Here is a 21,393-nt window from a genome sequence, read left to right as displayed (position 1 = left end):
GTCTTTGCGCCAGAAGTGTTCTTTAAAAATTTGGGTATGTGATAGAAGTAGATTTGAGTGATCACTTTCACTGGTGGTTATTCAAGTCAAGGTAAAATTTGCGAGTAAAATTGCGGATTTTCGGCGAATGTCGTCTTCACGTTATTAGACAGTAACCAGATTGCTTGGGGTTATATGGTCAAGTGAAGAAGCGCATACGGTGGATGCCTTGGCAGTCAGAGGCGATGAAAGACGTGGTAGCCTGCGAAAAGCTTCGGGGAGTCGGCAAACAGACTTTGATCCGGAGATGTCTGAATGGGGGAACCCAGCCATCATAAGATGGTTATCACACACTGAATACATAGGTGTGTGAGGCGAACCAGGGGAACTGAAACATCTAAGTACCCTGAGGAAAAGAAATCAACCGAGATTCCCTTAGTAGTGGCGAGCGAACGGGGATTAGCCCTTAAGCTTCTTTGATTTTAGCGGAACGCTCTGGAAAGTGCGGCCATAGTGGGTGATAGCCCTGTACGCGAAAGGATCTTAGAAGTGAAATCGAGTAGGACGGAGCACGAGAAACTTTGTCTGAATATGGGGGGACCATCCTCCAAGGCTAAATACTACTGACTGACCGATAGTGAACCAGTACCGTGAGGGAAAGGCGAAAAGAACCCCGGAGAGGGGAGTGAAATAGAACCTGAAACCGTATGCGTACAAGCAGTGGGAGCCTACTTTGTTAGGTGACTGCGTACCTTTTGTATAATGGGTCAGCGACTTATTTTCAGTGGCGAGCTTAACCGAATAGGGGAGGCGTAGCGAAAGCGAGTCTTAATAGGGCGTTTAGTCGCTGGGAATAGACCCGAAACCGGGCGATCTATCCATGGGCAGGTTGAAGGTTAGGTAACACTGACTGGAGGACCGAACCGACTACCGTTGAAAAGTTAGCGGATGACCTGTGGATCGGAGTGAAAGGCTAATCAAGCTCGGAGATAGCTGGTTCTCCTCGAAAGCTATTTAGGTAGCGCCTCGTGTATCACTGCTGGGGGTAGAGCACTGTTTCGGCTAGGGGGTCATCCCGACTTACCAAACCGATGCAAACTCCGAATACCAGCAAGTGTCAGCACGGGAGACACACGGCGGGTGCTAACGTCCGTCGTGAAAAGGGAAACAACCCAGACCGTCAGCTAAGGTCCCAAAATCCTGGTTAAGTGGGAAACGATGTGGGAAGGCTTAGACAGCTAGGAGGTTGGCTTAGAAGCAGCCACCCTTTAAAGAAAGCGTAATAGCTCACTAGTCGAGTCGGCCTGCGCGGAAGATGTAACGGGGCTCAAACCAGGTACCGAAGCTACGGGTTCAACGCAAGTTGAGCGGTAGAGGAGCGTTCTGTAAGCCTGTGAAGGTCAGTTGAGAAGCTGGCTGGAGGTATCAGAAGTGCGAATGCTGACATGAGTAACGACAATGCGAGTGAAAAACTCGCACGCCGAAAGACCAAGGGTTCCTGCGCAACGTTAATCGACGCAGGGTGAGTCGGTCCCTAAGGCGAGGCTGAAGAGCGTAGTCGATGGGAAACGGGTTAATATTCCCGTACTTCTAGTTACTGCGATGGGGGGACGGAGAAGGCTAGGCCAGCAAGGCGTTGGTTGTCCTTGTTTAAGGTGGTAGGCAGAGATCTTAGGTAAATCCGGGATCTTAATGCCGAGAGCTGATGACGAGCTTTCTTTTAGAAAGCGAAGTGGTTGATGCCATGCTTCCAGGAAAAGCCTCTAAGCTTCAGGTAACTAGGAACCGTACCCCAAACCGACACAGGTGGTTGGGTAGAGAATACCAAGGCGCTTGAGAGAACTCGGGTGAAGGAACTAGGCAAAATGGCACCGTAACTTCGGGAGAAGGTGCGCCGGTGAGGGTGAAGTATTTACTACGTAAGCCCATGCCGGTCGAAGATACCAGGCCGCTGCGACTGTTTATTAAAAACACAGCACTCTGCAAACACGAAAGTGGACGTATAGGGTGTGACGCCTGCCCGGTGCCGGAAGGTTAATTGATGGGGTTAGCGCAAGCGAAGCTCTTGATCGAAGCCCCGGTAAACGGCGGCCGTAACTATAACGGTCCTAAGGTAGCGAAATTCCTTGTCGGGTAAGTTCCGACCTGCACGAATGGCGTAACGATGGCGGCGCTGTCTCCACCCGAGACTCAGTGAAATTGAAATCGCTGTGAAGATGCAGTGTATCCGCGGCTAGACGGAAAGACCCCGTGAACCTTTACTATAGCTTTGCACTGGACTTTGAATTTGCTTGTGTAGGATAGGTGGGAGGCTTTGAAGCGTGGACGCCAGTTCGCGTGGAGCCATCCTTGAAATACCACCCTGGCAACTTTGAGGTTCTAACTCTGGTCCGTTATCCGGATCGAGGACAGTGTATGGTGGGTAGTTTGACTGGGGCGGTCTCCTCCTAAAGAGTAACGGAGGAGTACGAAGGTGCGCTCAGACCGGTCGGAAATCGGTCGTAGAGTATAAAGGCAAAAGCGCGCTTGACTGCGAGACAGACACGTCGAGCAGGTACGAAAGTAGGTCTTAGTGATCCGGTGGTTCTGTATGGAAGGGCCATCGCTCAACGGATAAAAGGTACTCCGGGGATAACAGGCTGATACCGCCCAAGAGTTCATATCGACGGCGGTGTTTGGCACCTCGATGTCGGCTCATCACATCCTGGGGCTGAAGCCGGTCCCAAGGGTATGGCTGTTCGCCATTTAAAGTGGTACGCGAGCTGGGTTTAGAACGTCGTGAGACAGTTCGGTCCCTATCTGCCGTGGACGTTTGAGATTTGAGAGGGGCTGCTCCTAGTACGAGAGGACCGGAGTGGACGAACCTCTGGTGTTCCGGTTGTCACGCCAGTGGCATTGCCGGGTAGCTACGTTCGGAAGAGATAACCGCTGAAAGCATCTAAGCGGGAAACTTGCCTCAAGATGAGATCTCACTGGAGCCTTGAGCTCCCTGAAGGGCCGTCGAAGACTACGACGTTGATAGGTTGGGTGTGTAAGCGCTGTGAGGCGTTGAGCTAACCAATACTAATTGCCCGTGAGGCTTGACCATATAACACCCAAACAATTTGATGTTTGCGTGTCAGACGGTTGAAGTCGACAAACAAACCGAAGATCAGCAACACTCGCAAGTAACATCGAAACAGACATCACATACCCAATTAGGGGAAGCGACTCAACACCGACTCCCCAACCGAATTGCTTGACGACCATAGAGCGTTGGAACCACCTGATCCCATCCCGAACTCAGTAGTGAAACGACGCATCGCCGATGGTAGTGTGGGGTCTCCCCATGTGAGAGTAGGTCATCGTCAAGCTCTTATCCCAAACCCCCGATCGGAGTAATCCGGTCGGGGGTTTGCTTTTGCGCTGAAGAAAGCCGCTGTGGGCGCTGGCTGCTCCTGGCTCGGCGCGTAGAAGGGGGGCGAACAGCGTGGGGGTAAGCCGTGGCAGTGCGGGCCTTGTTCTGAGGCGCGTCTGCCTGCGATCTATATCGAGAGCCGTGGTTATGCCTTAATCCCACGAGCTGTCGCCCAAGCGCGTTTAGCAAACATGCTCCGTGCCTCGGATCCCGGCCCGGCTGCCTGCCGGCGCAGGTGAGGCGAGATGGTGTCAGCCTCGCCGCGCGCTTGGATGGTTTGTTACCTCTCCTCGGTAATCTGCTGCGCGACCGTCTGCTCGAGCATGGCGCGGTATGCAGGGCTTTCGAAGGTGAAACGGTAAACAGGGGCAGAGCTACGGCAGCAGGCTAGAGTCTAAGCTGCCGCGCGAGCCTGGCAATGGGGCGAGGAGCGCCAACCCTCCTCGCCCGGGCTACTTGCTATTCTCGCTGCCCCGATTCGAGCATGGTTTCTGGACGTACCCACTGATCGAATTCTTCGCTGGTCAGATAACCCAGCTCCATCGCTGCTTCACGCAATGTGGTTCCTTGCGCGTAAGCCTTCTTGGCTATCTCAGCCGCCCGGTCGTAGCCGATATGTGGGTTTAGTGCTGTTACCAGCATGAGCCCCCGCTCCAGATGCTCCGCCATGCGTGCCGGGTCCGGCTCAAGTCCCGCAATGCAATGAGTATTGAAATTGCGGCATCCATCCGACAGCAGCTGGATCGACTGCAGCAGGTTGTGAATGATCACCGGCTTGAATACGTTCAGTTGCAGATGCCCCTGGCTGGCGGCAAAGCTGATCGTCATATCGTTACCCATGACCTGACAAGCGAGCATCGACAACGCTTCGCACTGGGTCGGGTTGACCTTGCCCGGCATGATCGAGCTTCCCGGCTCGTTTGCGGGCAACCGTATCTCCGCAAATCCGCCGCGTGGGCCTGAGCCGAGCAGACGAAGGTCATTGGCCAATTTCATCAAGGCGACGGCCAGCGTCTTCAGCGCACCGGACATCGCGACCAGCGGCTCATGTCCGGCTAGCGCGGCAAATTTGTTGGGAGCAGATATGAAGGGGAGGCCCGAGAGCGCCGCCAGCTCCGCTGCGATGGCTTCGGCGAAGCCGTGTGGGGAGTTCAATCCGGTTCCAACCGCGGTACCGCCCTGTGCTAGCTCATAGACAGCAGGTAAGCACAGACGGATCGTGCGTTCAGCGATGTCCAGCTGGGCGACAAAGGCCGACATTTCCTGGCCGAAGGTGATCGGAGTGGCATCCATCATATGGGTGCGCCCGGTCTTGATCAGCTTGCTGTGCCGCACCGAAAGCTCGGCCAGCCCACCAGAGAGCTCCGCCAGGGCTGGAAGCAATTTGCCATGGACCGCTTTTGCCGCAGCGATGTGCATTGCGGTCGGAAAACAGTCGTTGGAACTCTGGGACCGATTCACATGGTCGTTGGGATGGACGGGCGACTTGCCGCCTCGGTTGCCGCCGGCCAGCTCGTTAGCTCGACCTGCGATAACCTCGTTGACGTTCATATTGCTCTGTGTGCCGCTGCCGGTTTGCCAAACGACCAGCGGGAACTGATCGTCGTGTTGCCCATGCAGGATCTCGTCCGCGGCTTGTTCGATCAGGCGAGCTACGTCGGGAGGCAGGTCGCCAATTCGATTGTTAACCCGCGCTGCAGCCTTCTTGATCAGGGCCAATGCGTGCAGCACATCGATCGGCATGCGCTCGGTACCGATTTCGAAATTGCTCAGCGAACGTTCCGTCTGGGCGCCCCAGTAAGCCTGTTCCGGTACTTCGACTGGTCCCAGGCTGTCGGTTTCTATACGCGTCATGCAATGCTCCTGCTCGATATTGCTGGTTAGGCTGCCTTGCGGTGTCGCCGGTTCCCCGAACGGGCCGCTCACGGCTTGAGGCATTGGAACTCCCGGCGCAGAATGTGTCCATTGAAGGCTACCTATAGCCTGCCCAAGGGATTTCCAATGCCAACGTTTCGTACCCAGGCCTTGCGCTCTGCAATGCTATTTATCTGTATCAGTTCGTCGGCCTTGGCTGATAGCGCGAGCCATGCAGGAAGTGCAGAGCGTTTCTTGCAGCTGGCCAATGCCGATCGCCTCGCCGTACCCGTTTATGCCCAGGTGCAACAGATGTTTGCGCAGCGCTTTGCTGAGGCTCAAGCGCCTGACAGCAAGAAGGCGATGCTCGAGCGCTACCAGGCTCAGGCCAACACGGCGTTGGACAAGGCTATAGGGTGGGACAAGCTGAAGCCCGATCTGGTCGCCCTGTATACCAGCCAATTTTCCGAAATCGAGCTGAATCAGCTGATCGACTTCTATCAGTCCCCACTCGGCAAAAAGATGCTTACCAAGCTACCAGAGCTTAATGCACGTTCCGCTCAGATCACCCAGACCAAGCTGGAAGGTGCAGTACCGGAAGTGAACAAGTTGCTAGCCGACATGACGGCCGAACTCGAAAAACAGAAGCCTTGAGAGACCCTGTAATGCGCAAAATCGATTTGATCCAGAATGCCCTGCAGGCTCTGCAGCCAGAACACCTCGAAGTGCTAGATGAAAGCCATACGCATAGCCGCGGACTGGAAACCCACTACAAGGCGGTGATCGTCAGCCCGCAGTTTGCTGGTCTGAACTCGGTTAAGCGTCATCAAAAGGCATACGCGGCGATGGGCGACCTGATGCAACAGATTCACGCCCTTGCCTTGCACACCTATACGCCTGAGGAATGGGCGCAACAGCGGGCGGTTCCTGCATCTCCGGTTTGCGCCGGCGGACATAAGTAGGGCTTTGTCGCGCAGGACCGTGTTACGCGTTCTTTGTTAAACTTCCCGCTCGCGCCGGCCCACGCCGGCGTTTTCGTTTGTATCCGGTCCACCCTTTACGCGGGTGACCACTGGTGGAAGTACACATGACTCAAAAAATTGTTGTGGCTGCGTTGTACAAGTTCGTATCGCTGCCGGATTACGTTGCGCTGCGCGAACCCCTGCTCGAAACACTCCTTCAACACAGCATCAAGGGAACGCTGCTGCTTGCCGAAGAGGGCATCAATGGCACGGTGTCCGGTACCCGCGAGGCCATCGATGCGTTGCTCGACTGGTTCAGCCGCGATGCCCGCTTGGCCGATATCGACCACAAGGAGTCGTACTGCGACGAGCAGCCGTTCTATCGCACCAAGGTCAAACTGAAGAAAGAGATCGTCACGCTGGGCGTTGAGGGTGTCGATCCCAACAAGCGGGTCGGCACTTACGTGGAGCCGCAGGACTGGAACGCGCTCATCGCCGATCCCGAGGTGCTGCTGATCGATACGCGAAACGACTACGAGGTGGCGATCGGTACGTTCGAGGGCGCTGTCGATCCCAAGACCAAGTCGTTCCGCGAGTTTCCCGACTACATCAAGGCCCACTACGATCCGGCGAAGCACAAGAAGGTGGCGATGTTCTGCACCGGCGGTATCCGTTGCGAGAAGGCGTCTAGCTACATGCTCGGTGAGGGCTTCGAAGAGGTCTATCACCTCAAGGGTGGCATTCTCAAATATCTGGAAGATGTGCCCGAAGCGCAAAGCCGCTGGCAGGGTGACTGCTTCGTGTTCGATAACCGGGTGACCGTCCGTCATGACCTCAGTGTCGGCGATTTCGATCTGTGTCACGCATGCCGCGCTCCGCTATCCGTGGAAGATCGGCAATCGCAGCACTACGCTCCGGGTATCAGCTGTCCACACTGCTGGGACAAGTTGAGTGAGAAAACGCGCGCCGGCGCACGTGAGCGGCAGAAGCAGATCGAGCTGGCGCGGCAGCGCAATCAGCCGCATCCGATCGGCCGCGACCCGCGCGAATTGGATCGCTGATAACTGGCCGCTGCGCCAGCACGTCACGCAGTAGTGGAGTGAACGAAGTGGCCCGATTGATCTATGTAATGGACCCGATGTGCTCCTGGTGCTGGGGGTTCGCGCCGGTAATGACGGCCTTAGCCGAGCAAGCCAGGGAGCAGGGCGTATCGCTCGGACTGCGGGTCGGCGGCCTGCGCCGTGAGCGGGTCGTGATGGATCAGGCCGGGCGGGATCGCACGTTGGCCTACTGGCAAGCCGTGCACTCGGCGACGGGACAGGCATTCGATCTGGAGCTGGGTCTGCCTGAAGCGCTGGTATACGACACGGAGCCGGCTTGCCGTGCCCTGGTCGCGGCTCGCGCCCTCGATCAGGCCATCGTCTGGCCGCTGTCATTGCTGATCCAGCAGGCGTTCTACGAGCACCGACGCGACGTGACTCAGCCATCAGTGTTGGTGGAGCTGGCCGAGGCCGCAGGACTTTCGCGGGGCCAGTTCGCCGAGCGTTATGACGATCCGGTCACCAAGGAAGCAACCGCGGCCGACTTTACCTGGGTGGAGAATCTGGGCATAGCCGGTTTCCCCACGTTGCTGGCCGAGCACGAGGGGCAACTGGCGCTGGTCACCAACGGCTATCAGCCATTGCCTGCGCTGGCGCCGCTACTGGAGCGTTGGCTGGAGCGCAACGCCCATGGCTGACCAACTCAGCTGGGCGGAAATTCGCCGGCTTGCGCTGCACCACCGCAAAGCACTGATTCTGGCGAACCTGGTCGCCGTGCTGGCGACGCTCTGCAGCGTGCCGATCCCGTTGCTGCTGCCGTTGCTGGTCGACGAGGTGCTGCTCGGTGCAGGCGATACCGCGTTACAGGTGATGAATCGCTTTCTGCCGGCCAGCTGGGAAAGCGCGGCGGGCTATATCGGGCTGATGCTGGGTATCACACTGGTCTTGCGGGCCTCGGCGCTGGTGTTCAACGTGCTGCAGGCGCGCCTGTTTGCTCGGCTGTCGAAGGACATCGTGTACCGCATTCGCGTGCGTCTGATCGAGCGCCTCAAGCGCATCGCCCTTGCGGAATACGAAAGCCTCGGCGGCGGAACGGTTGCGGCCCATCTGGTCACCGATCTGGAGACCATCGACAAGTTCATCGGCGACACGCTCAGCCGTCTTCTCGTCGCGGTCCTTTCGATCATCGGCACGGCCGCCATTCTGGTGTGGATGCACTGGCAGCTGGCATTGTTGATCCTCTTGTTCAATCCGCTGGTGATCTACGCCACCGTGCAGTTGGGCAAGCGGGTAAAGCACCTTAAGAAGCTGGAGAACGACAGTACGTCGCGTTTCACCCAGGCGCTGACGGAAACCCTTGATGCGATCCAGGAGGTGCGTGCTGGTAATCGCCAGGGATTCTTCCTCGGCCGTCTGGGGCTGCGCGCACGAGAGGTGCGGGACTACGCAGTAGCCTCGCAATGGAAGACGGACGCATCCAACCGTGCCAGTGGCCTGTTGTTCCAGTTTGGCATCGACGTGTTCCGCGCCGCCGCGATGCTCACCGTGCTGTTTTCCGACCTGTCGATCGGCCAGATGCTGGCAGTGTTCAGCTACCTCTGGTTCATGATCGGCCCCGTGGAGCAACTGCTGAGCCTGCAGTACGCCTTCTACGCTGCCGGTGGTGCGCTGGGCCGTATCAATCAGCTGCTGGCGCGCGCGGACGAGCCGCAGTATCCCGGCGGACACGATCCCTTTGCGGGGCAGACAACGGTGGCGATCGAGGTGCGTGGCTTACAGTTCGCCTATCAGGACGAACCGGTGCTCGAGGGCCTCGACCTCAGCATCGCACCTGGTGAGAAGGTCGCCATCGTCGGGGCGAGCGGCGGAGGCAAAAGCACCCTGGTGCAGTTGCTGCTGGGGCTGTATCAGCCGCAAGCCGGGCAAATTCGTTTTGGCGGCGTGCCGATTGAAGAGATCGGGCTGGGTACCGTGCGCGACAACGTTGCGGTCGTGCTGCAACACCCGGCGCTGTTCAACGACACAGTTCGGGCCAATCTGATGATGGGCCGCGAGCGCGATGATGATGCGTGCTGGCGTGCGCTGGAGATCGCTCAATTGGCCGATACGATTCGCCAGTTACCGAACGGTCTGGACAGCATCGTGGGCCGCTCCGGCGTGCGCCTTTCCGGTGGGCAGCGGCAACGGCTGGCTGTCGCACGCATGATCCTGGCCGAGCCGAAAGTCGTGATCCTCGACGAGGCCACCTCGGCGCTCGATGCGGCGACCGAGTATGCGCTGCATCAGGGGCTCAACCGCTTCCTCCAGGGACGCACGACGCTGATCATCGCCCACCGGTTGTCGGCGGTGAAACAGGCTGATCGCGTGCTGGTCTTCGACGGTGGCCGCATCGCCGAAGACGGCGATCACCAGCAGCTTATCGCTGACGGCGGGCTGTACGCTCGGCTCTACGGGCATCTTCAGCACTAGAAGCGTACCCACGTCAGCGTTTACCCGCAGCGCGGACTACTCGCCAACGCAGGATTTGGCGTGATCCTCCAGCCTCTGGACGGCGAATGTATCGGAGCGACTATCCCGACCGAGAGGTTGATCGCACCGGCAGTTCAAGGATCGCTACTACCGTCAGTCTTGAGGCGCCAAAATATCCTGTCTGGACGCTCAACTATTAGTAACCTCTGCCGACTTCCCGATGTGCCCTTTGTTGCGGAACCCTTCTGATGGAACCAGTACTGAATCTCTTCACCAATCTCTCCGTTGGCAAAAAGCTCATCTGCGGCTTCGGCCTGGTATTGCTGCTGACGCTCGGCGTGGCCGGTACCGGCTTCGTTGCGGTCGATGAAATCCTCGGCCGGGCGCAACAGATCGAGCAACTGTCCAGCGTCAACGCATCGATCCTGGCCGCCCGTGGCGCCGAGCGCGACTTCGCCCTGACTCGCCAGAAGTCTTCGGCCGACGCGTTGCACAGCTCGTTGCAGCAGCTCAATACGGAACTGGCTGGCATGGCCTCCAGTTCCAGCGCAACGGAGCGAGGCTATCTGGATCGGATCAGCCAGGCTGCGGACGAATATGTACGACAGTTTGACCGCTATATGCAGCTGATCGAGCGGGGAGTGGCGCTGCGCACGCGCATGCAGAATGCCGCGCAGGTCAGTCGTGAGGAGTTCGAGTTCATCGAGCTGGATATGTACGACGCGGTACGAGTGCTGCGTCTGGAGGGCGATCGGCTCAAGGGCAGCGACCCGTTGACGATTGCCGAGGCGACATCCGGTCTGACCAAGCAGGTCCTCGACATGCGCACTCTGGAGAACGTCTATGTGGCCAACAGCTCCGACGCAGCGGCGCAAAGCTGGAGCGCGCTGCACGGGAACGTCACGGCCATCGGCAGCAACCTGAAGGTCTGGTTGAACGACGATCAGCAGGCCTCGATGAGCAAGGCGCTCGCCGAACTGGAGCAGTACCGCGTCGCATTCGATGAGTTTCGGCAGAATCGTGGCGAGCGGCTCGCGCTCGAACGCTCCATGGCCCAGCAATCCGAAGTGGTGATTGCTGCCGCTGACGAGGCACTGGCCAATGCCAGCAAGGCGATGCAGCAGCAACGGCGTAGCAGCTACATGTTGCTCAGCGTGATCGGTGCGCTGGCCATCGTTTTCGGGTTGCTGGCTGCCACGGTCATTTCGCGAATGATCGTCGGCCCGCTGCGCAGCACCGTTCAGCAGGCTCAGCGTGTCGCCAATGGCGACCTGACGTACTCCCAGGCCAGCGCACGGCGTGATGAGGTTGGGCAGCTGCAGAACGCCATGCATGGCATGACCGAAAGCCTGCGCAACCTGATCGGCCGCATCGGGGGTGGCGTCAGCCAGATCGCCGCCGCCGCCGATCAGCTCTCGGCCGTGACGGCGCAGACGAGTGCCGGCGTACAGACCCAGCGTGTCGAAACCGAGCAGGTGGCCACTGCGATGCACGAGATGGCCGCCACCGTGCAGGAGGTGGCGCGCAATGCAGAGCAGGCGTCCATTGCCGCGCGACAGGCGGATCAGCAGGCGCGTCAGGGCGATCGAGTGGTGCAGGATGCTGTCGGGCAAATCGGCAATCTAGCCGGCGAGGTGGATCAGTCGGCGCATGCCATCGAGGCGCTGCATGCCGAAAGCGGTCGGATCGGCAGCGTGCTCGAGGTGATTCGTGCGGTTGCCGAGCAGACTAACCTGTTGGCGCTCAATGCGGCCATCGAAGCGGCTCGTGCCGGCGAGCAGGGCCGCGGCTTCGCCGTGGTGGCCGACGAGGTCCGTGCCTTGGCGCGGCGTACCCATGATTCCACCGAGGAAATCGAAGGGCTGATCGCCAATCTGCAGCGTGTTGCGCAGCAGGCGGTGGAGCAGATGCAGAGCAGTCGTGACCTCACCCAGCGCACCGTGGACCTGGCCAACGAGGCCGGGGTCGCGCTGGGCCGGATCACCGAGTCGGTGTCGACCATCGAGCAGATGAACCAGCAGATTGCTGCAGCGGCCGAGCAGCAGAGCGCTGTAGCGGAAAACATCTCTGAGAGCGTGACGCGCGTGCGGGATATCGGCGATCAGAGCGCCAGCGCCACTGAACAGACAGCTGGGGCCAGCGCTGAGCTGGCACGTCTCGGTCTGGAACTGCAGCAACTGGTTCGTCAATTCCGCACCTGATTTACCGATGCTGGGAGGTAGGCAGCTCGGGTTTCTCGAGCCGCCTGTTCAGCGACTTCCGTTCAGCTCGGCCGCCCAGGTAGCCAGAGGTAGCGCAGGCTCTTGCTGCCAGATGCGTTGCCACAGGCTGATCAGGCGGCCCATGTCGCCGCGATTGGCCGGCAGTCGTTCGGGTTGCGCGATTAGCTGCCAACCTTCGGCAGAGCGTTCTGCCAGCGGAAAGCGGAATGGATGAAAGCCGGTCATGCCCAGTCGCAGGTCAGTCACCAGCAGCTGTTCGCCATCCACATCGTAGCGCAGCACGTTTCCGCTAAACCACTTCAGTCGTTCATGCTGCGCCGAGCCATCGAGCTCTGCGGCCAGCTGCGCGTTGCGCGGCAGCCTTACTAGGCTGGGCGGTGCGTCGTCCCACCAACTGACCAGCGTTTCATAATAATGCTCGCCATCCACCAGGATCACCCGCCACAACAGGCTGTTGAAGGGTGTCGGTGTGCTGAACATCTGCTCCGCCTGAATACCCTGGCTGGCCATGGTCGTCTGCACACGATGCTCGGCCATCTGTTTGCCGGCGAGGGTAAAGGCCAGATAAAAGGTGGAGACGGCCAGGGCGTAGGCGGGCCATCTGGCTGTGCGCCCGCGCAACCCGACTAGCAGACCCGCCAGCACCGCAACGAGCAATGGCACGCTGTACAGCGGGTCGATGATGAACACGCTGGACCAGGCGATAGGCGGCGTGGTCAGTGGCCAGAGCAACTGCGTGCCATAGCTGGTGAAGGCGTCCAGCAGGACGTGGGTGATCAGCACCAGCCAGATCGTGAGGAAAAGTCGCGTTCCGGAGTAGCGCTCGTCTGGGCGGAATCGCCTGATCAGCCAGGTCAGCAGCACCGCGAGCAGACTCAGCACGAACAGCGAATGGCTGAAGCCACGGTGATAGGTCATGTTGGCGACCGCATCGCCGTAGTCGATGACCACATCGAGGTCCGGCAGGGTGCCGAGCACAGCGCCGTAAGCGAGCGCCTTGCGACCTTGCCAGCGACCGAGCATCGCACCTTGCACGCTGGCGCCGAGTAGAGCCTGGGTGATCGAGTCCATGTTCTGATCCGTTGGGGCGGGCGTTTACCTTAGCCGAACGGCTGCCGGCAGCTGACGGCCAATGTTCTAAAAAGTGTGTCGGTGGCGCGCAGGTCATAGGACAATCACCGACGCCCATCGTCCGCCGCGAGCTTTCATGCTGGAAATTTCCAATGCCGTGCAGTTGCCGGATGCAGAGATCGAACTGACTGCCATCCGCGCCCAAGGTGCGGGCGGGCAGAACGTCAACAAGGTCTCCAGTGCCTTGCACCTGCGCTTCGACATCCTGGCGTCTTCGTTACCGCCGTTCTACAAGGAGCGGCTGCTGGCGCTGCGTGACAGTAGGATCACCAGCGAGGGCGTGGTTGTCATCAAGGCGCAGCGGTATCGAACCCAGGAGCAGAACCGCCTCGATGCGCTGGAACGGCTGGCGGAACTGATTCGCAGCGTGGCCAAGGTGGAGAAGGCGCGCCGCCCGACCAAGCCGACGCTCGGCTCGAAGAAGCGCCGGCTCGAAGGCAAGACCAAGCGCGGCGCGATCAAGGCAGGGCGAGGCAAGGTCGACTTCTGATCGGTCTGTGTCGCCACGCCGCCCGCGAAGCAGCCGACTACAGCGTGCCGGTACGTGGTGGAAGCGGCTCTTCCTGCGCGGCCGGGTGTTCGTCGACCATCTCCGCCTCGTTGGCCGATGCCGGTGCAGCTTCGACTTCCGGGGTGTCGGGCATCAACTCCAGCACGGTGTGGCTGGTACGCAGCATCGGCGTGAAATGGCCGTGCGGTTCGGTCACCAGGTCCACTACGCGGCGCGGGCGCCAGAACGAGTAGATCGCGAGGACGCCCAGCGACACAGCGAAGAACAGCGGCAGGGCGATGTGGCCGAACAGGTGCATCAGCCCACCGGCTACCACCGGGCCGAACGCCGCACCGAAGCCGTTGGCCAGTAACAGGCCGCTGGAGCCTGACAGGATTTCGTCCGGGTGCAACTGATCGACCATCTGCGCAACGGCGATCGAATAGATCGAAAACGCCAGCCCGCCCCAGAGAAACATCAGCCCCAGCAGTAGCGAACCGGACAGGATCGGCGTGATCACCAGCGCCAGGACCGCTGCGATCGCCACCACCCAGAGCAGCACGACGCGCCGATCATGCTTGTCCGAGAACAGCCCGATCGGCCATTGCAGCACCGCGCCGCCGAGAATCGTAATACTCATCAGCAGGCCGACACCGGCTGCGTCGAAGCCGACCTGGCTCGCGTACACCGGCGCCAGGCCCCAGAAGCCGCCCAGCGTAAGCCCGGAAATACCGGCCGCCATCAACGGCAGCGGGGCGATGCGCGCCAGTTGCAGCAAGTCGGTGGCTGGCATGTCCGGCAGCGCAGGTTGCGCCTGGCGCGTCAGCGTGATCGGCATCAGCGCGCTGCTGATGAGGATGGCCGCCAGCGCGAACAGCGTGAAATTCATCGGCGTGTCGAGGCTCAACAGCTGCTGTGCAGCCGCCAGCGCGCCGAGGTTGACCGCCATGTACAGGGCGAACACCTGGCCGCGCTTCTCGCCACTGACCTGCGCGTTCAGCCAGCTTTCGATGACCATGTACAGCGTGACCAGCGACACCCCGTAGAGCACCCGTAGCACCAGCCACACCCACGGGTTGACGATCAGCACGTGCACCAGCACGGCGACCGCCGCCAGCGCGGCATAAAAGGCGAAGGTGCGAATGTGGCCGATGCGGCGGATCAGCGAGGGCGCCAGCCAGGTGCCGATGAGAAAGCCGGCAAAGTAGCCGGACATCAGCAGACCGATCATCCCGGTGGAGTAGCCTTCGGCCACGCCGCGCAACGTGAGCAGAGTATTGAGCAGCCCGTGCCCGAGCAGAAGCAGCGCCACGCCAGCGAGCAGGGAGCTGATAGGTGCGATCAAGGTTTTCATCGGGACACCCTAAATAACGAGATAACTGAAAACAAGCCGAATCGCCTTTTCCGTTGCGAGTGATGCGATGCAACTTTTTGATTTTTAATGAGTTTCACGAGTTTGAGAGCGCCATGCTCGCGGACGGAGTTGAACACATCGTCAGGACTCCCGTGTCAGCGTGTTCTCCAGCGGCTCGGCGTGGCGCACGGCCTGGTTCAACAACCGCACCGCCTCGGCGACGGCCTGGCGATCCAGCGCGCCGTCCAGCGAGACGGCTGCCTGCTCGAGGATCGCCTGAGCGTGGCGCAGAATTACGCGTTCGTCCCCAGCGTTGGTTGCGCTGAACAGCAAGTTCTTGCACGCCTGAAGCAGGCTCAGCAGCACCTGCAGGTCCTCCTTGCCGTAAGCGCGCAACGAGCCGAAGGCCAGCAGGAGCATTTGATGCAGATCGAACTCTCTGAGATAGATCCGTGGTGCGCCTTGCTCGGGCGCGACATCGTGGTCCGGCAGCCTCATCCGTTCGCTGAGCAGCACGCCCATCATGTCGATCGCCTTGATCGCCGTTCCGGGGTCATTGATACCTGGGCTCAGCGCCCGCACCGCGATTTCGATGATCTGCTTGAAACCAAAGAAGAAATGCCGGTGGGCGTATTCCTCGACGTAGAAATCGAAACAGTCGAGCAACTGCGCCACGCATTGCTCGTCCAGTTCCCGGCTCAACCGTATCAGCGGGTGGCCAGGCATGACGAAGAAACCGTAGTGCACTTGCACGGTCATGCAGGCGTCCTGCTCGTTTAGCAGATCCTGTGCCGCAGCGGCATTCAGCGCCTTGAAGTAGCCGGAACGCCGTGCCCGGATGGTCTGCCAGCCGCTGTCGTCCGGCCAATCGGCGACCTCGCAGTGCTCCAGTCGCTCAAGACGCTGTTGCAGCTGGGCGTGGGTCTGCTTGTAGACCCGGTTGAGGATGAAATCCACCTGGATCGACAGTGAAATGGAGCGGATGAAGTACACGAACAGGCACAGACAGATCACCGCGAGTCCCAGCGCCAGGAAGATGCCCAGGCTCGGTACGTTGATGTCGTCGCCTTCCTGAATCGTCGAGATCAGCATCAGCGAATTGATGATCGTGCCGAGATAGACGCCGAGTACGATCTGGTGGCTGCGGCTGCTGATCAGCCCGGGAATGACCCGCGGCGACAGCGACGAGGCGGCCGAGTTAAGCACCACCATCACCATGGAAAAGCTGAACACCATCAGCGAAATGATCCCGCCGACCAGGGTGCCGAGGATCAGCCGGGCGTTCTCGGCATTCTTCACCAGTCCCAGGTCAAGGTCCTCCTTGTACGGCTGCAGCCAGGTCATCTCCAAGAGGATTGTGACGACACACAGGATTCCCAGGCTCAGGGCGATCAGTGTCGGATAGAAGGCGATGCTGCCGGTGACTCGGTGATACAACCGAAACAGCCGGTTGGTCAGTGCGGACATGGTGGCTCCCTGCGATGGTCCGCCGAAGCGGGGCTACCCGCCTTTCGGCAGCATCCGGGACGTAACGTTCGCTCAGGCCTCGTCGTTGGGAACCAGGGTCGCAATCAGCGCACGGACGCTACCGGGCAGGGCGTCCAGTTCTCGGACCAGAATGCTGCGCTCGCGCACCGCCCAGGGTTCGTCCAGTTCCACCAGCGCCAGCTGCATGGTGCGGCTGTGTCGGCGCGCCGCGGACTCGGGAATGATGCCGATGCCGACGCTGGCCTCGATCATCCGGCACACCGCCTCGAAGCTGGAAACCTGGATGCGCAGTGATAGCTGGCTGCCGAGCGTTTCCACCTGATCGCGCAGAAAGGTCAGCAGCGTGCTGCCCTCGTGCAGGCCGATGTGCTGATAGGTCAGGGTCTGGCGCAGCGTGACCTGTGCTTCCCCGGCCAGCGGATGCCCGACCGGCACCGCCAGCAGCAGGCGGTCGGTGCTGAAGTGCAATACCTGCAGCCCTTCGGCCTGCACCGGGCCCGCGATGATGCCCATGTCGGTGCTGCCGTCCAGCACGCCGCGGACGATGTCGCGGCTCAGTCGTTCCTGCAGGTCCACCGTGACGCCGGGGCGCTCGGCGAGGAAGCCAGCTAGCACCTCTGGCAGAAATTCGGTTACAGCCGTGGTGTTGGCGAAGATGCGGATATGTCCGGCTGAGTCGGTGCCGTATTCGGCGAACTCGCTTTTCAGGTAATCCACCTGGCGCATGATCAGCCGCGCGTGCTGCAGCAGCTTGTGCCCGGCCGGCGTCAACTCGACACCGCGGCTGTCGCGGTAGAGCAGGCGGCTGTCGAGCTGGGTTTCCAGCGCCTTGATGCGTGCGCTGGCCGCCGCTGGCGACAGGTGCGCGCGGCGTGCGCCCTGGGTAAGGCTTGGGGATTCGGCGATATGAATGAACAGGCGCAGGTCGGCCAGATCGAAATGCATGCTTGCTACCGGTACTTGGAACGGCGTTCAGCTTAGGCGAACGCCGGTGTCGGTAAATACAAATTCACGGAACGCCGCCTTCGTTGCATTCTCCAGTGAAACAAAGACAACGACCGGAAGCCGCAATGACCGATATCTCTGCCTGGATTGGCCGCAGCGAAGAAGTGCACGACCAGCTCAGTCGCAACCTGCTGATGCGCATCGCCGCCACCTTCGGCGAAACCACGCCCGCTCATGGCGAAGCCTTGCCGCCGTTGTGGCAATGGTGCTTCTTTCAGGAGCCCATCGCCGAGAGCGGCCTTGGCGAGGACGGTCACCCGGCGCGCGGCGGCTTCCTGCCCCCGGCCGATAACCGCAACCGCATGTGGGCTGGCGGTCGGGTCGATTTCATTCGTCCGCTGGAAGCCGGTGGCGAGGCGCGGCGGGTATCCACCATCAAGCACATCGAGGAGAAGCACGGCCGCAGCGGTGCGCTCTTGTTCGTCACCGTGCAGCACGACTACCTGCAGGACAGCCGTCTGGCTATTCGTGAGGAACAGGACATCGTCTACCGCGAGCCCACCCCGCCGAAGACCAGCAGCGGCGAACCCATGGTCGCCGGTGGCTGGCGCGAAGCGGTGACGCCGACGCCGACGCTGCTGTTTCGCTACTCGGCGGTCACCTTCAACGGCCATCGCATCCATTACGACTGGCCCTACGTCACCGAGACCGAAGGCTATGCCGGCCTGGTTGTGCACGGGCCGCTGATCGCCACGCTCAACCTGCGCGCTTTCTGCCGCGCCAATCCCGACGCCCGCCTGCGCCGCTTCGCCTATCGCGGCCTGCGCCCGCTGATCGCGCCGCAGCCGTTCGAGGTCGGCGGACGCATCGTCGCGCCGGGCAGGGCCGAGCTCTGGGCCGGCGACCACAACGGCCTGGCGCAGAAAGCCGAAGCGGAATTCGACTGAACCGTAGGGTGGATAACGGCGCAGCCTTACCCACCGCTGAGGCCATGCGCGCCCAACGAACAAGCGAGAAACCGAGATGCACCCGAACAAGACCGAAGAACTGAATTTCATCCGCGAAGGCGTGCGCGCCCTCTGTGCCGAATTTCCCGCCGAATACTGGCGCAGGATCGATGAGGAAAAGGGCTTCCCGGAAGCCTTCGTCACCGCCATGACCGAGGCCGGCTGGCTCTCGGCGATGATCCCGGAAGAATACGGCGGCTCGGGCCTGGGCCTGGCTGAGGCCTCGGTGATCCTCGAGGAGGTCAACCGTTGCGGCGGCAACTCCGGGACCATCCATGGGCAGATGTACAACATGTTCACCCTGCTCAGAAACGGCAGCGAGGAGCAGAAGCGCTACTACCTGCCGAAGCTGGCCAGCGGCGAGTTGCGCCTGCAGTCCATGGGTGTCACCGAGCCGACCACCGGCACCGACACCACCAAGATCAAGACCACCGCCGTGCGCCGGGGCGACAAGTACGTCATCAACGGGCAGAAGGTGTGGATCTCGCGCATCCAGCATTCCGACCTGATGATCCTGCTGGCACGCACCACGCCGCTGGCCGAGGTGCAGCGAAAGTCCGAGGGCATGTCGATCTTCCTCGTCGACCTGCGCGAGGCCATCGGCAACGGCCTGACCGTGCAGCCGATCGCCAACATGGTCAACCACGAGACCAACGAGCTGTTCTTCGACAACCTGGAAATTCCCGCCAGTAGCCTGATTGGCGAGGAGGGCAAGGGCTTTCGCTACATCCTTGACGGTCTGAATGCCGAGCGCACGCTGATCGCCGCCGAGTGCATCGGCGATGGCCGCTGGTTCGTCGAGAAGTCCGCGCAGTACGCCCGCGATCGCGTGGTATTCGGCCGGCCCATCGGCCAGAACCAGGGCGTGCAGTTCCCGATCGCCGAAGCGCATATCGAGATCGAGGCCGCCGACCTGATGCGCTGGCGCGCCTGCGAGGAATACGACGCCGGGCGCAACGCCGGAGCGGCGGCCAACATGGCCAAGTATCTGGCAGCGAAGGCCAGCTGGGAGGCTGCCAACGCTTGCCTGCAGACCCACGGCGGCTTCGGCTTCGCCAACGAATACGACGTCGAGCGCAAGTTCCGCGAGACGCGGCTGTATCAGGTAGCGCCGATCTCCACCAACCTGATCCTGTCGTACGTGGCCGAGCACTTGCTCGAGCTGCCGCGTTCGTTTTAACGGAGCCAGACGTAGGGTGGAAAACGGCGAAGCCTTTTCCACGCGTATCGAACAGACGACACAGACGGTGGAAATGCCTCGCGATTTCCACCCTACGAAAGAGGGAAGTGCGTCATGGATATCAGCCACCTCGACCATCTGGTACTGACCGTCGCCGACCTCGAGGCCACGATCGACTTCTACACCCGCGTGCTCGGCATGCAGTTGGTGACCTTCGGCGAAGGGCGCAAGGCGCTGGCCTTCGGCAACCAGAAGATCAACCTGCACCAGGCCGGGCGCGAATTCGAGCCCAAGGCCGAGCGGCCGACACCCGGTTCGGCGGACCTCTGCTTTATCGTCGCCACGCCGCTGGAACAGGTGATCGCCCATCTCCAGGCGCAGCAGGTCGCCATCGCTGAAGGTCCTGTGCAGCGCACCGGCGCGACCGGACCGATCCGCTCGGTGTACCTGCGCGACCCCGACCACAACCTCATCGAACTGTCCAATCCGTTAGAGCATCCGCTGGAGCCCAACGCATGAGCCAGCACACCCGTGCCCTGACCGAATTCCTTGCCGGGCTCACCTACGAGCAGATCCCCGAGCCGGTGCTGGCCCGCACCGAGGACCTCTTTCTCGACTGGCTCGGCTCGGCCCTGGCCAGCGCCGGCTCGCATCCGATTCCGCTGTTCGAGCGTTACGCGCAGAAGATGGGCCCGGCCGACGGGCCGGCGCGCATTCTGGTCAACGGCCAGAGCAGCTCGGCCTATTTCGCCGCTCTGGTGAATGCCGCCAGCTCGCACCTGGTGGAGCAGGACGACCTGCACAACAGCTCCGTGCTGCACCCGGCCACCGTGGTGTTTCCCGCTGCGCTGGCGGCGGCGCAGGATCTCGGCAAGTCCGGCCGCGAGCTGCTGGTGGCCTCGGTGGCCGGCTACGAGGCGGGCATCCGCATCGGCGAGTTCCTCGGCCGCTCGCATTACCGCATCTTCCACACCACCGCGACCGTCGGCGCCCTGGCCGCGGCGGTGGCCGTTGGCAAGCTGATGGATTTCGACCAGCAGCAGTTCACCCATCTGCTCGGCAGCGCCGGTACGCAAGCGGCGGGGCTGTGGGAGTTTCTCCGTGACGCGGCGGACTCCAAGCAACTGCACACCGCCAAGGCGGCTGCCGATGGCCTGCTCGCCGCCTACCTGACCGCCGAGGGCCTGACCGGCGCACAGAACATCCTCGAAGGCGAGCAGGGCATGGCGGCGGGCATGTCCCGCGATGCCGAGCCGAGCAAGCTGTCCGACCGGCTCGGCAGCCGCTGGGCGCTGGCGGAAACCTCGTTCAAGTTCCACGCCTCCTGCCGGCATACCCACCCGGCGGCCGATGCGCTGCTGGCGCTGATGCAGCGCGAAGGGCTCGGGGCCGATGACATCGCCTCGGTCACCACCCGCGTGCACCAGGGCGCGATCGACGTGCTCGGCCGCGTGACGGTGCCGCAGACGGTGCATCAAGCCAAATTCTCCATGGGCACCGTGCTGGGGCTGATCGCCCTGTACGGCAAGGCCGGCCTGACCGAATTCCACAGCCATGCGCTCAGCGACCCGCGCGTCGGCGAGTTCCGCGAGAAGGTCTCGATGACGCTCGATCCCGAGGTGGACGGCACCTACCCGGCACGCTGGCTCGGTCGCGTCGAAGTGACCACCGCCGATGGCCGCACGCTGCACGGCGCCATCGACGAGCCGAAGGGCGACCCGGGCAACACGCTGAGCCGCGCCGAGCTGGAGGACAAGTTCCGCCGCCTGGTGCAGTTCTCCGTGGCGCGCAGCGATGACGAGGCGGGCGCGCTGATCGATACGGTCTGGCGCCTGCGCGAGCTGCAGCGGCTGGACGCATTGGCCTGAACTGAAT

16 protein-coding genes and 2 rRNA genes are annotated in these 21,393 nt (G+C 61.2%); 13 read left to right on the top strand and 5 right to left on the bottom strand.

The window, feature by feature from the left end:
- Positions 1-176 precede the first annotated feature (176 nt).
- Positions 177-3,067, top strand: a 23S ribosomal RNA gene (locus UIB01_RS13300).
- Between the two features lie 149 nt (positions 3,068-3,216).
- Positions 3,217-3,332 (top strand): 5S ribosomal RNA (rrf, locus tag UIB01_RS13295).
- A 503-nt stretch (positions 3,333-3,835) separates the two neighbouring features.
- On the opposite strand, the gene UIB01_RS13290 is transcribed toward rrf, so the two are convergent.
- Positions 3,836-5,230 carry a class II fumarate hydratase gene (locus UIB01_RS13290; protein ID WP_038665755.1) on the bottom strand — a complete coding sequence of 465 codons (1,395 nt, stop codon included), beginning with the start codon at positions 5,228-5,230 and terminating at the stop codon, positions 3,836-3,838.
- A gap of 147 nt (positions 5,231-5,377) precedes the next feature.
- Between UIB01_RS13290 and UIB01_RS13285 the strand changes: the two genes are divergently transcribed.
- The 6 genes from UIB01_RS13285 to UIB01_RS13260 all read left to right on the top strand — a co-directional run bounded on the left by UIB01_RS13285 (position 5,378) and on the right by UIB01_RS13260 (position 11,902).
- Positions 5,378-5,884, top strand: coding sequence for a DUF2059 domain-containing protein (locus tag UIB01_RS13285; RefSeq protein WP_038661291.1), 507 nt, complete (start codon positions 5,378-5,380; stop codon positions 5,882-5,884).
- Between the two features lie 11 nt (positions 5,885-5,895).
- Positions 5,896-6,192, top strand: coding sequence for a BolA family protein (locus tag UIB01_RS13280; protein ID WP_038661290.1), 297 nt, complete (start codon positions 5,896-5,898; stop codon positions 6,190-6,192).
- 125 nt (positions 6,193-6,317) lie between these two features.
- Positions 6,318-7,253, top strand: a complete 936-nt coding sequence (gene trhO, locus UIB01_RS13275; RefSeq protein ID WP_038661287.1) for an oxygen-dependent tRNA uridine(34) hydroxylase TrhO — start codon at positions 6,318-6,320, stop codon at positions 7,251-7,253.
- 47 nt (positions 7,254-7,300) lie between these two features.
- Positions 7,301-7,930 (top strand): DsbA family protein, encoded by a 630-nt coding sequence (locus UIB01_RS13270; protein ID WP_256044371.1) that lies wholly within the window; start codon positions 7,301-7,303, stop codon positions 7,928-7,930.
- Positions 7,923-9,701 (top strand): ABC transporter ATP-binding protein, encoded by a 1,779-nt coding sequence (locus tag UIB01_RS13265; protein WP_038661284.1) that lies wholly within the window; start codon positions 7,923-7,925, stop codon positions 9,699-9,701. Before UIB01_RS13270 ends, UIB01_RS13265 begins: the two co-directional genes overlap by 8 nt.
- Positions 9,702-9,949: 248 nt before the next feature.
- The gene (locus tag UIB01_RS13260) at positions 9,950-11,902 is read left to right on the top strand and encodes a methyl-accepting chemotaxis protein (protein WP_038661282.1); all 1,953 of its coding nucleotides are present in this window, start codon (positions 9,950-9,952) and stop codon (positions 11,900-11,902) included.
- 48 nt (positions 11,903-11,950) lie between these two features.
- Here the strand turns inward: UIB01_RS13260 and UIB01_RS13255 are convergent, their stop codons facing one another.
- On the bottom strand, positions 11,951-12,994 hold the full coding sequence (locus UIB01_RS13255; protein ID WP_038661279.1) for a metal-dependent hydrolase: 1,044 nt from the start codon (positions 12,992-12,994) through the stop codon (positions 11,951-11,953).
- A gap of 136 nt (positions 12,995-13,130) precedes the next feature.
- Between UIB01_RS13255 and arfB the strand changes: the two genes are divergently transcribed.
- Complete coding sequence (gene arfB / locus UIB01_RS13250) at positions 13,131-13,544, top strand: alternative ribosome rescue aminoacyl-tRNA hydrolase ArfB (protein WP_038661276.1); 414 nt, start codon at positions 13,131-13,133, stop codon at positions 13,542-13,544.
- 37 nt (positions 13,545-13,581) lie between these two features.
- Here the strand turns inward: arfB and UIB01_RS13245 are convergent, their stop codons facing one another.
- The 3 genes from UIB01_RS13245 to UIB01_RS13235 form a co-directional block, all read right to left on the bottom strand.
- Positions 13,582-14,898, bottom strand: a complete 1,317-nt coding sequence (locus tag UIB01_RS13245; protein WP_038661273.1) for an MFS transporter — start codon at positions 14,896-14,898, stop codon at positions 13,582-13,584.
- A gap of 141 nt (positions 14,899-15,039) precedes the next feature.
- Positions 15,040-16,365 (bottom strand): DUF2254 domain-containing protein, encoded by a 1,326-nt coding sequence (locus UIB01_RS13240; RefSeq protein WP_038661270.1) that lies wholly within the window; start codon positions 16,363-16,365, stop codon positions 15,040-15,042.
- A 72-nt stretch (positions 16,366-16,437) separates the two neighbouring features.
- Complete coding sequence (locus UIB01_RS13235; protein ID WP_038661267.1) at positions 16,438-17,331, bottom strand: LysR substrate-binding domain-containing protein; 894 nt, start codon at positions 17,329-17,331, stop codon at positions 16,438-16,440.
- Between the two features lie 125 nt (positions 17,332-17,456).
- Between UIB01_RS13235 and UIB01_RS13230 the strand changes: the two genes are divergently transcribed.
- The 4 genes from UIB01_RS13230 to UIB01_RS13215 all read left to right on the top strand — a co-directional run bounded on the left by UIB01_RS13230 (position 17,457) and on the right by UIB01_RS13215 (position 21,386).
- Positions 17,457-18,278 carry an HTD2 family dehydratase gene (locus tag UIB01_RS13230; RefSeq protein WP_038661263.1) on the top strand — a complete coding sequence of 274 codons (822 nt, stop codon included), beginning with the start codon at positions 17,457-17,459 and terminating at the stop codon, positions 18,276-18,278.
- 76 nt (positions 18,279-18,354) lie between these two features.
- Positions 18,355-19,518: an acyl-CoA dehydrogenase family protein gene (locus UIB01_RS13225; RefSeq protein WP_038661260.1), complete on the top strand. Its 1,164-nt coding sequence runs from the start codon at positions 18,355-18,357 to the stop codon at positions 19,516-19,518.
- Positions 19,519-19,632: 114 nt separating this feature from the next.
- Positions 19,633-20,037: a VOC family protein gene (locus UIB01_RS13220; RefSeq protein WP_038661256.1), complete on the top strand. Its 405-nt coding sequence runs from the start codon at positions 19,633-19,635 to the stop codon at positions 20,035-20,037.
- Positions 20,034-21,386, top strand: coding sequence for an MmgE/PrpD family protein (locus UIB01_RS13215; RefSeq protein WP_038661253.1), 1,353 nt, complete (start codon positions 20,034-20,036; stop codon positions 21,384-21,386). Before UIB01_RS13220 ends, UIB01_RS13215 begins: the two co-directional genes overlap by 4 nt.
- Positions 21,387-21,393: the final 7 nt, after the last annotated feature.

Origin of the sequence: Stutzerimonas decontaminans, assembly GCF_000661915.1 — a bacterium.
Taxonomy (GTDB): Bacteria; Pseudomonadota; Gammaproteobacteria; order Pseudomonadales; family Pseudomonadaceae; genus Stutzerimonas; species Stutzerimonas decontaminans.
Note: the sequence above shows the minus strand (reverse complement) of the source record. Positions and strands in the feature narration are given on the sequence as shown.

Excerpts from the sequence above, each read along its gene's own strand:
- UIB01_RS13290 (WP_038665755.1), bottom strand. The coding sequence starts at position 5,230 with ATGACGCGTATAGAAACCGACAGCCTGGGACCAGTCGAAGTACCGGAA.
- UIB01_RS13285 (WP_038661291.1), top strand. The coding sequence starts at position 5,378 with ATGCCAACGTTTCGTACCCAGGCCTTGCGCTCTGCAATGCTATTTATC.
- UIB01_RS13280 (WP_038661290.1), top strand. The coding sequence starts at position 5,896 with ATGCGCAAAATCGATTTGATCCAGAATGCCCTGCAGGCTCTGCAGCCA.
- trhO (WP_038661287.1), top strand. The coding sequence starts at position 6,318 with ATGACTCAAAAAATTGTTGTGGCTGCGTTGTACAAGTTCGTATCGCTG.
- UIB01_RS13265 (WP_038661284.1), top strand. The coding sequence starts at position 7,923 with ATGGCTGACCAACTCAGCTGGGCGGAAATTCGCCGGCTTGCGCTGCAC.
- UIB01_RS13260 (WP_038661282.1), top strand. The coding sequence starts at position 9,950 with ATGGAACCAGTACTGAATCTCTTCACCAATCTCTCCGTTGGCAAAAAG.
- UIB01_RS13255 (WP_038661279.1), bottom strand. The coding sequence starts at position 12,994 with ATGGACTCGATCACCCAGGCTCTACTCGGCGCCAGCGTGCAAGGTGCG.
- arfB (WP_038661276.1), top strand. The coding sequence starts at position 13,131 with ATGCTGGAAATTTCCAATGCCGTGCAGTTGCCGGATGCAGAGATCGAA.
- UIB01_RS13245 (WP_038661273.1), bottom strand. The coding sequence starts at position 14,898 with ATGAAAACCTTGATCGCACCTATCAGCTCCCTGCTCGCTGGCGTGGCG.
- UIB01_RS13240 (WP_038661270.1), bottom strand. The coding sequence starts at position 16,365 with ATGTCCGCACTGACCAACCGGCTGTTTCGGTTGTATCACCGAGTCACC.
- UIB01_RS13235 (WP_038661267.1), bottom strand. The coding sequence starts at position 17,331 with ATGCATTTCGATCTGGCCGACCTGCGCCTGTTCATTCATATCGCCGAA.
- UIB01_RS13230 (WP_038661263.1), top strand. The coding sequence starts at position 17,457 with ATGACCGATATCTCTGCCTGGATTGGCCGCAGCGAAGAAGTGCACGAC.
- UIB01_RS13225 (WP_038661260.1), top strand. The coding sequence starts at position 18,355 with ATGCACCCGAACAAGACCGAAGAACTGAATTTCATCCGCGAAGGCGTG.
- UIB01_RS13220 (WP_038661256.1), top strand. The coding sequence starts at position 19,633 with ATGGATATCAGCCACCTCGACCATCTGGTACTGACCGTCGCCGACCTC.
- UIB01_RS13215 (WP_038661253.1), top strand. The coding sequence starts at position 20,034 with ATGAGCCAGCACACCCGTGCCCTGACCGAATTCCTTGCCGGGCTCACC.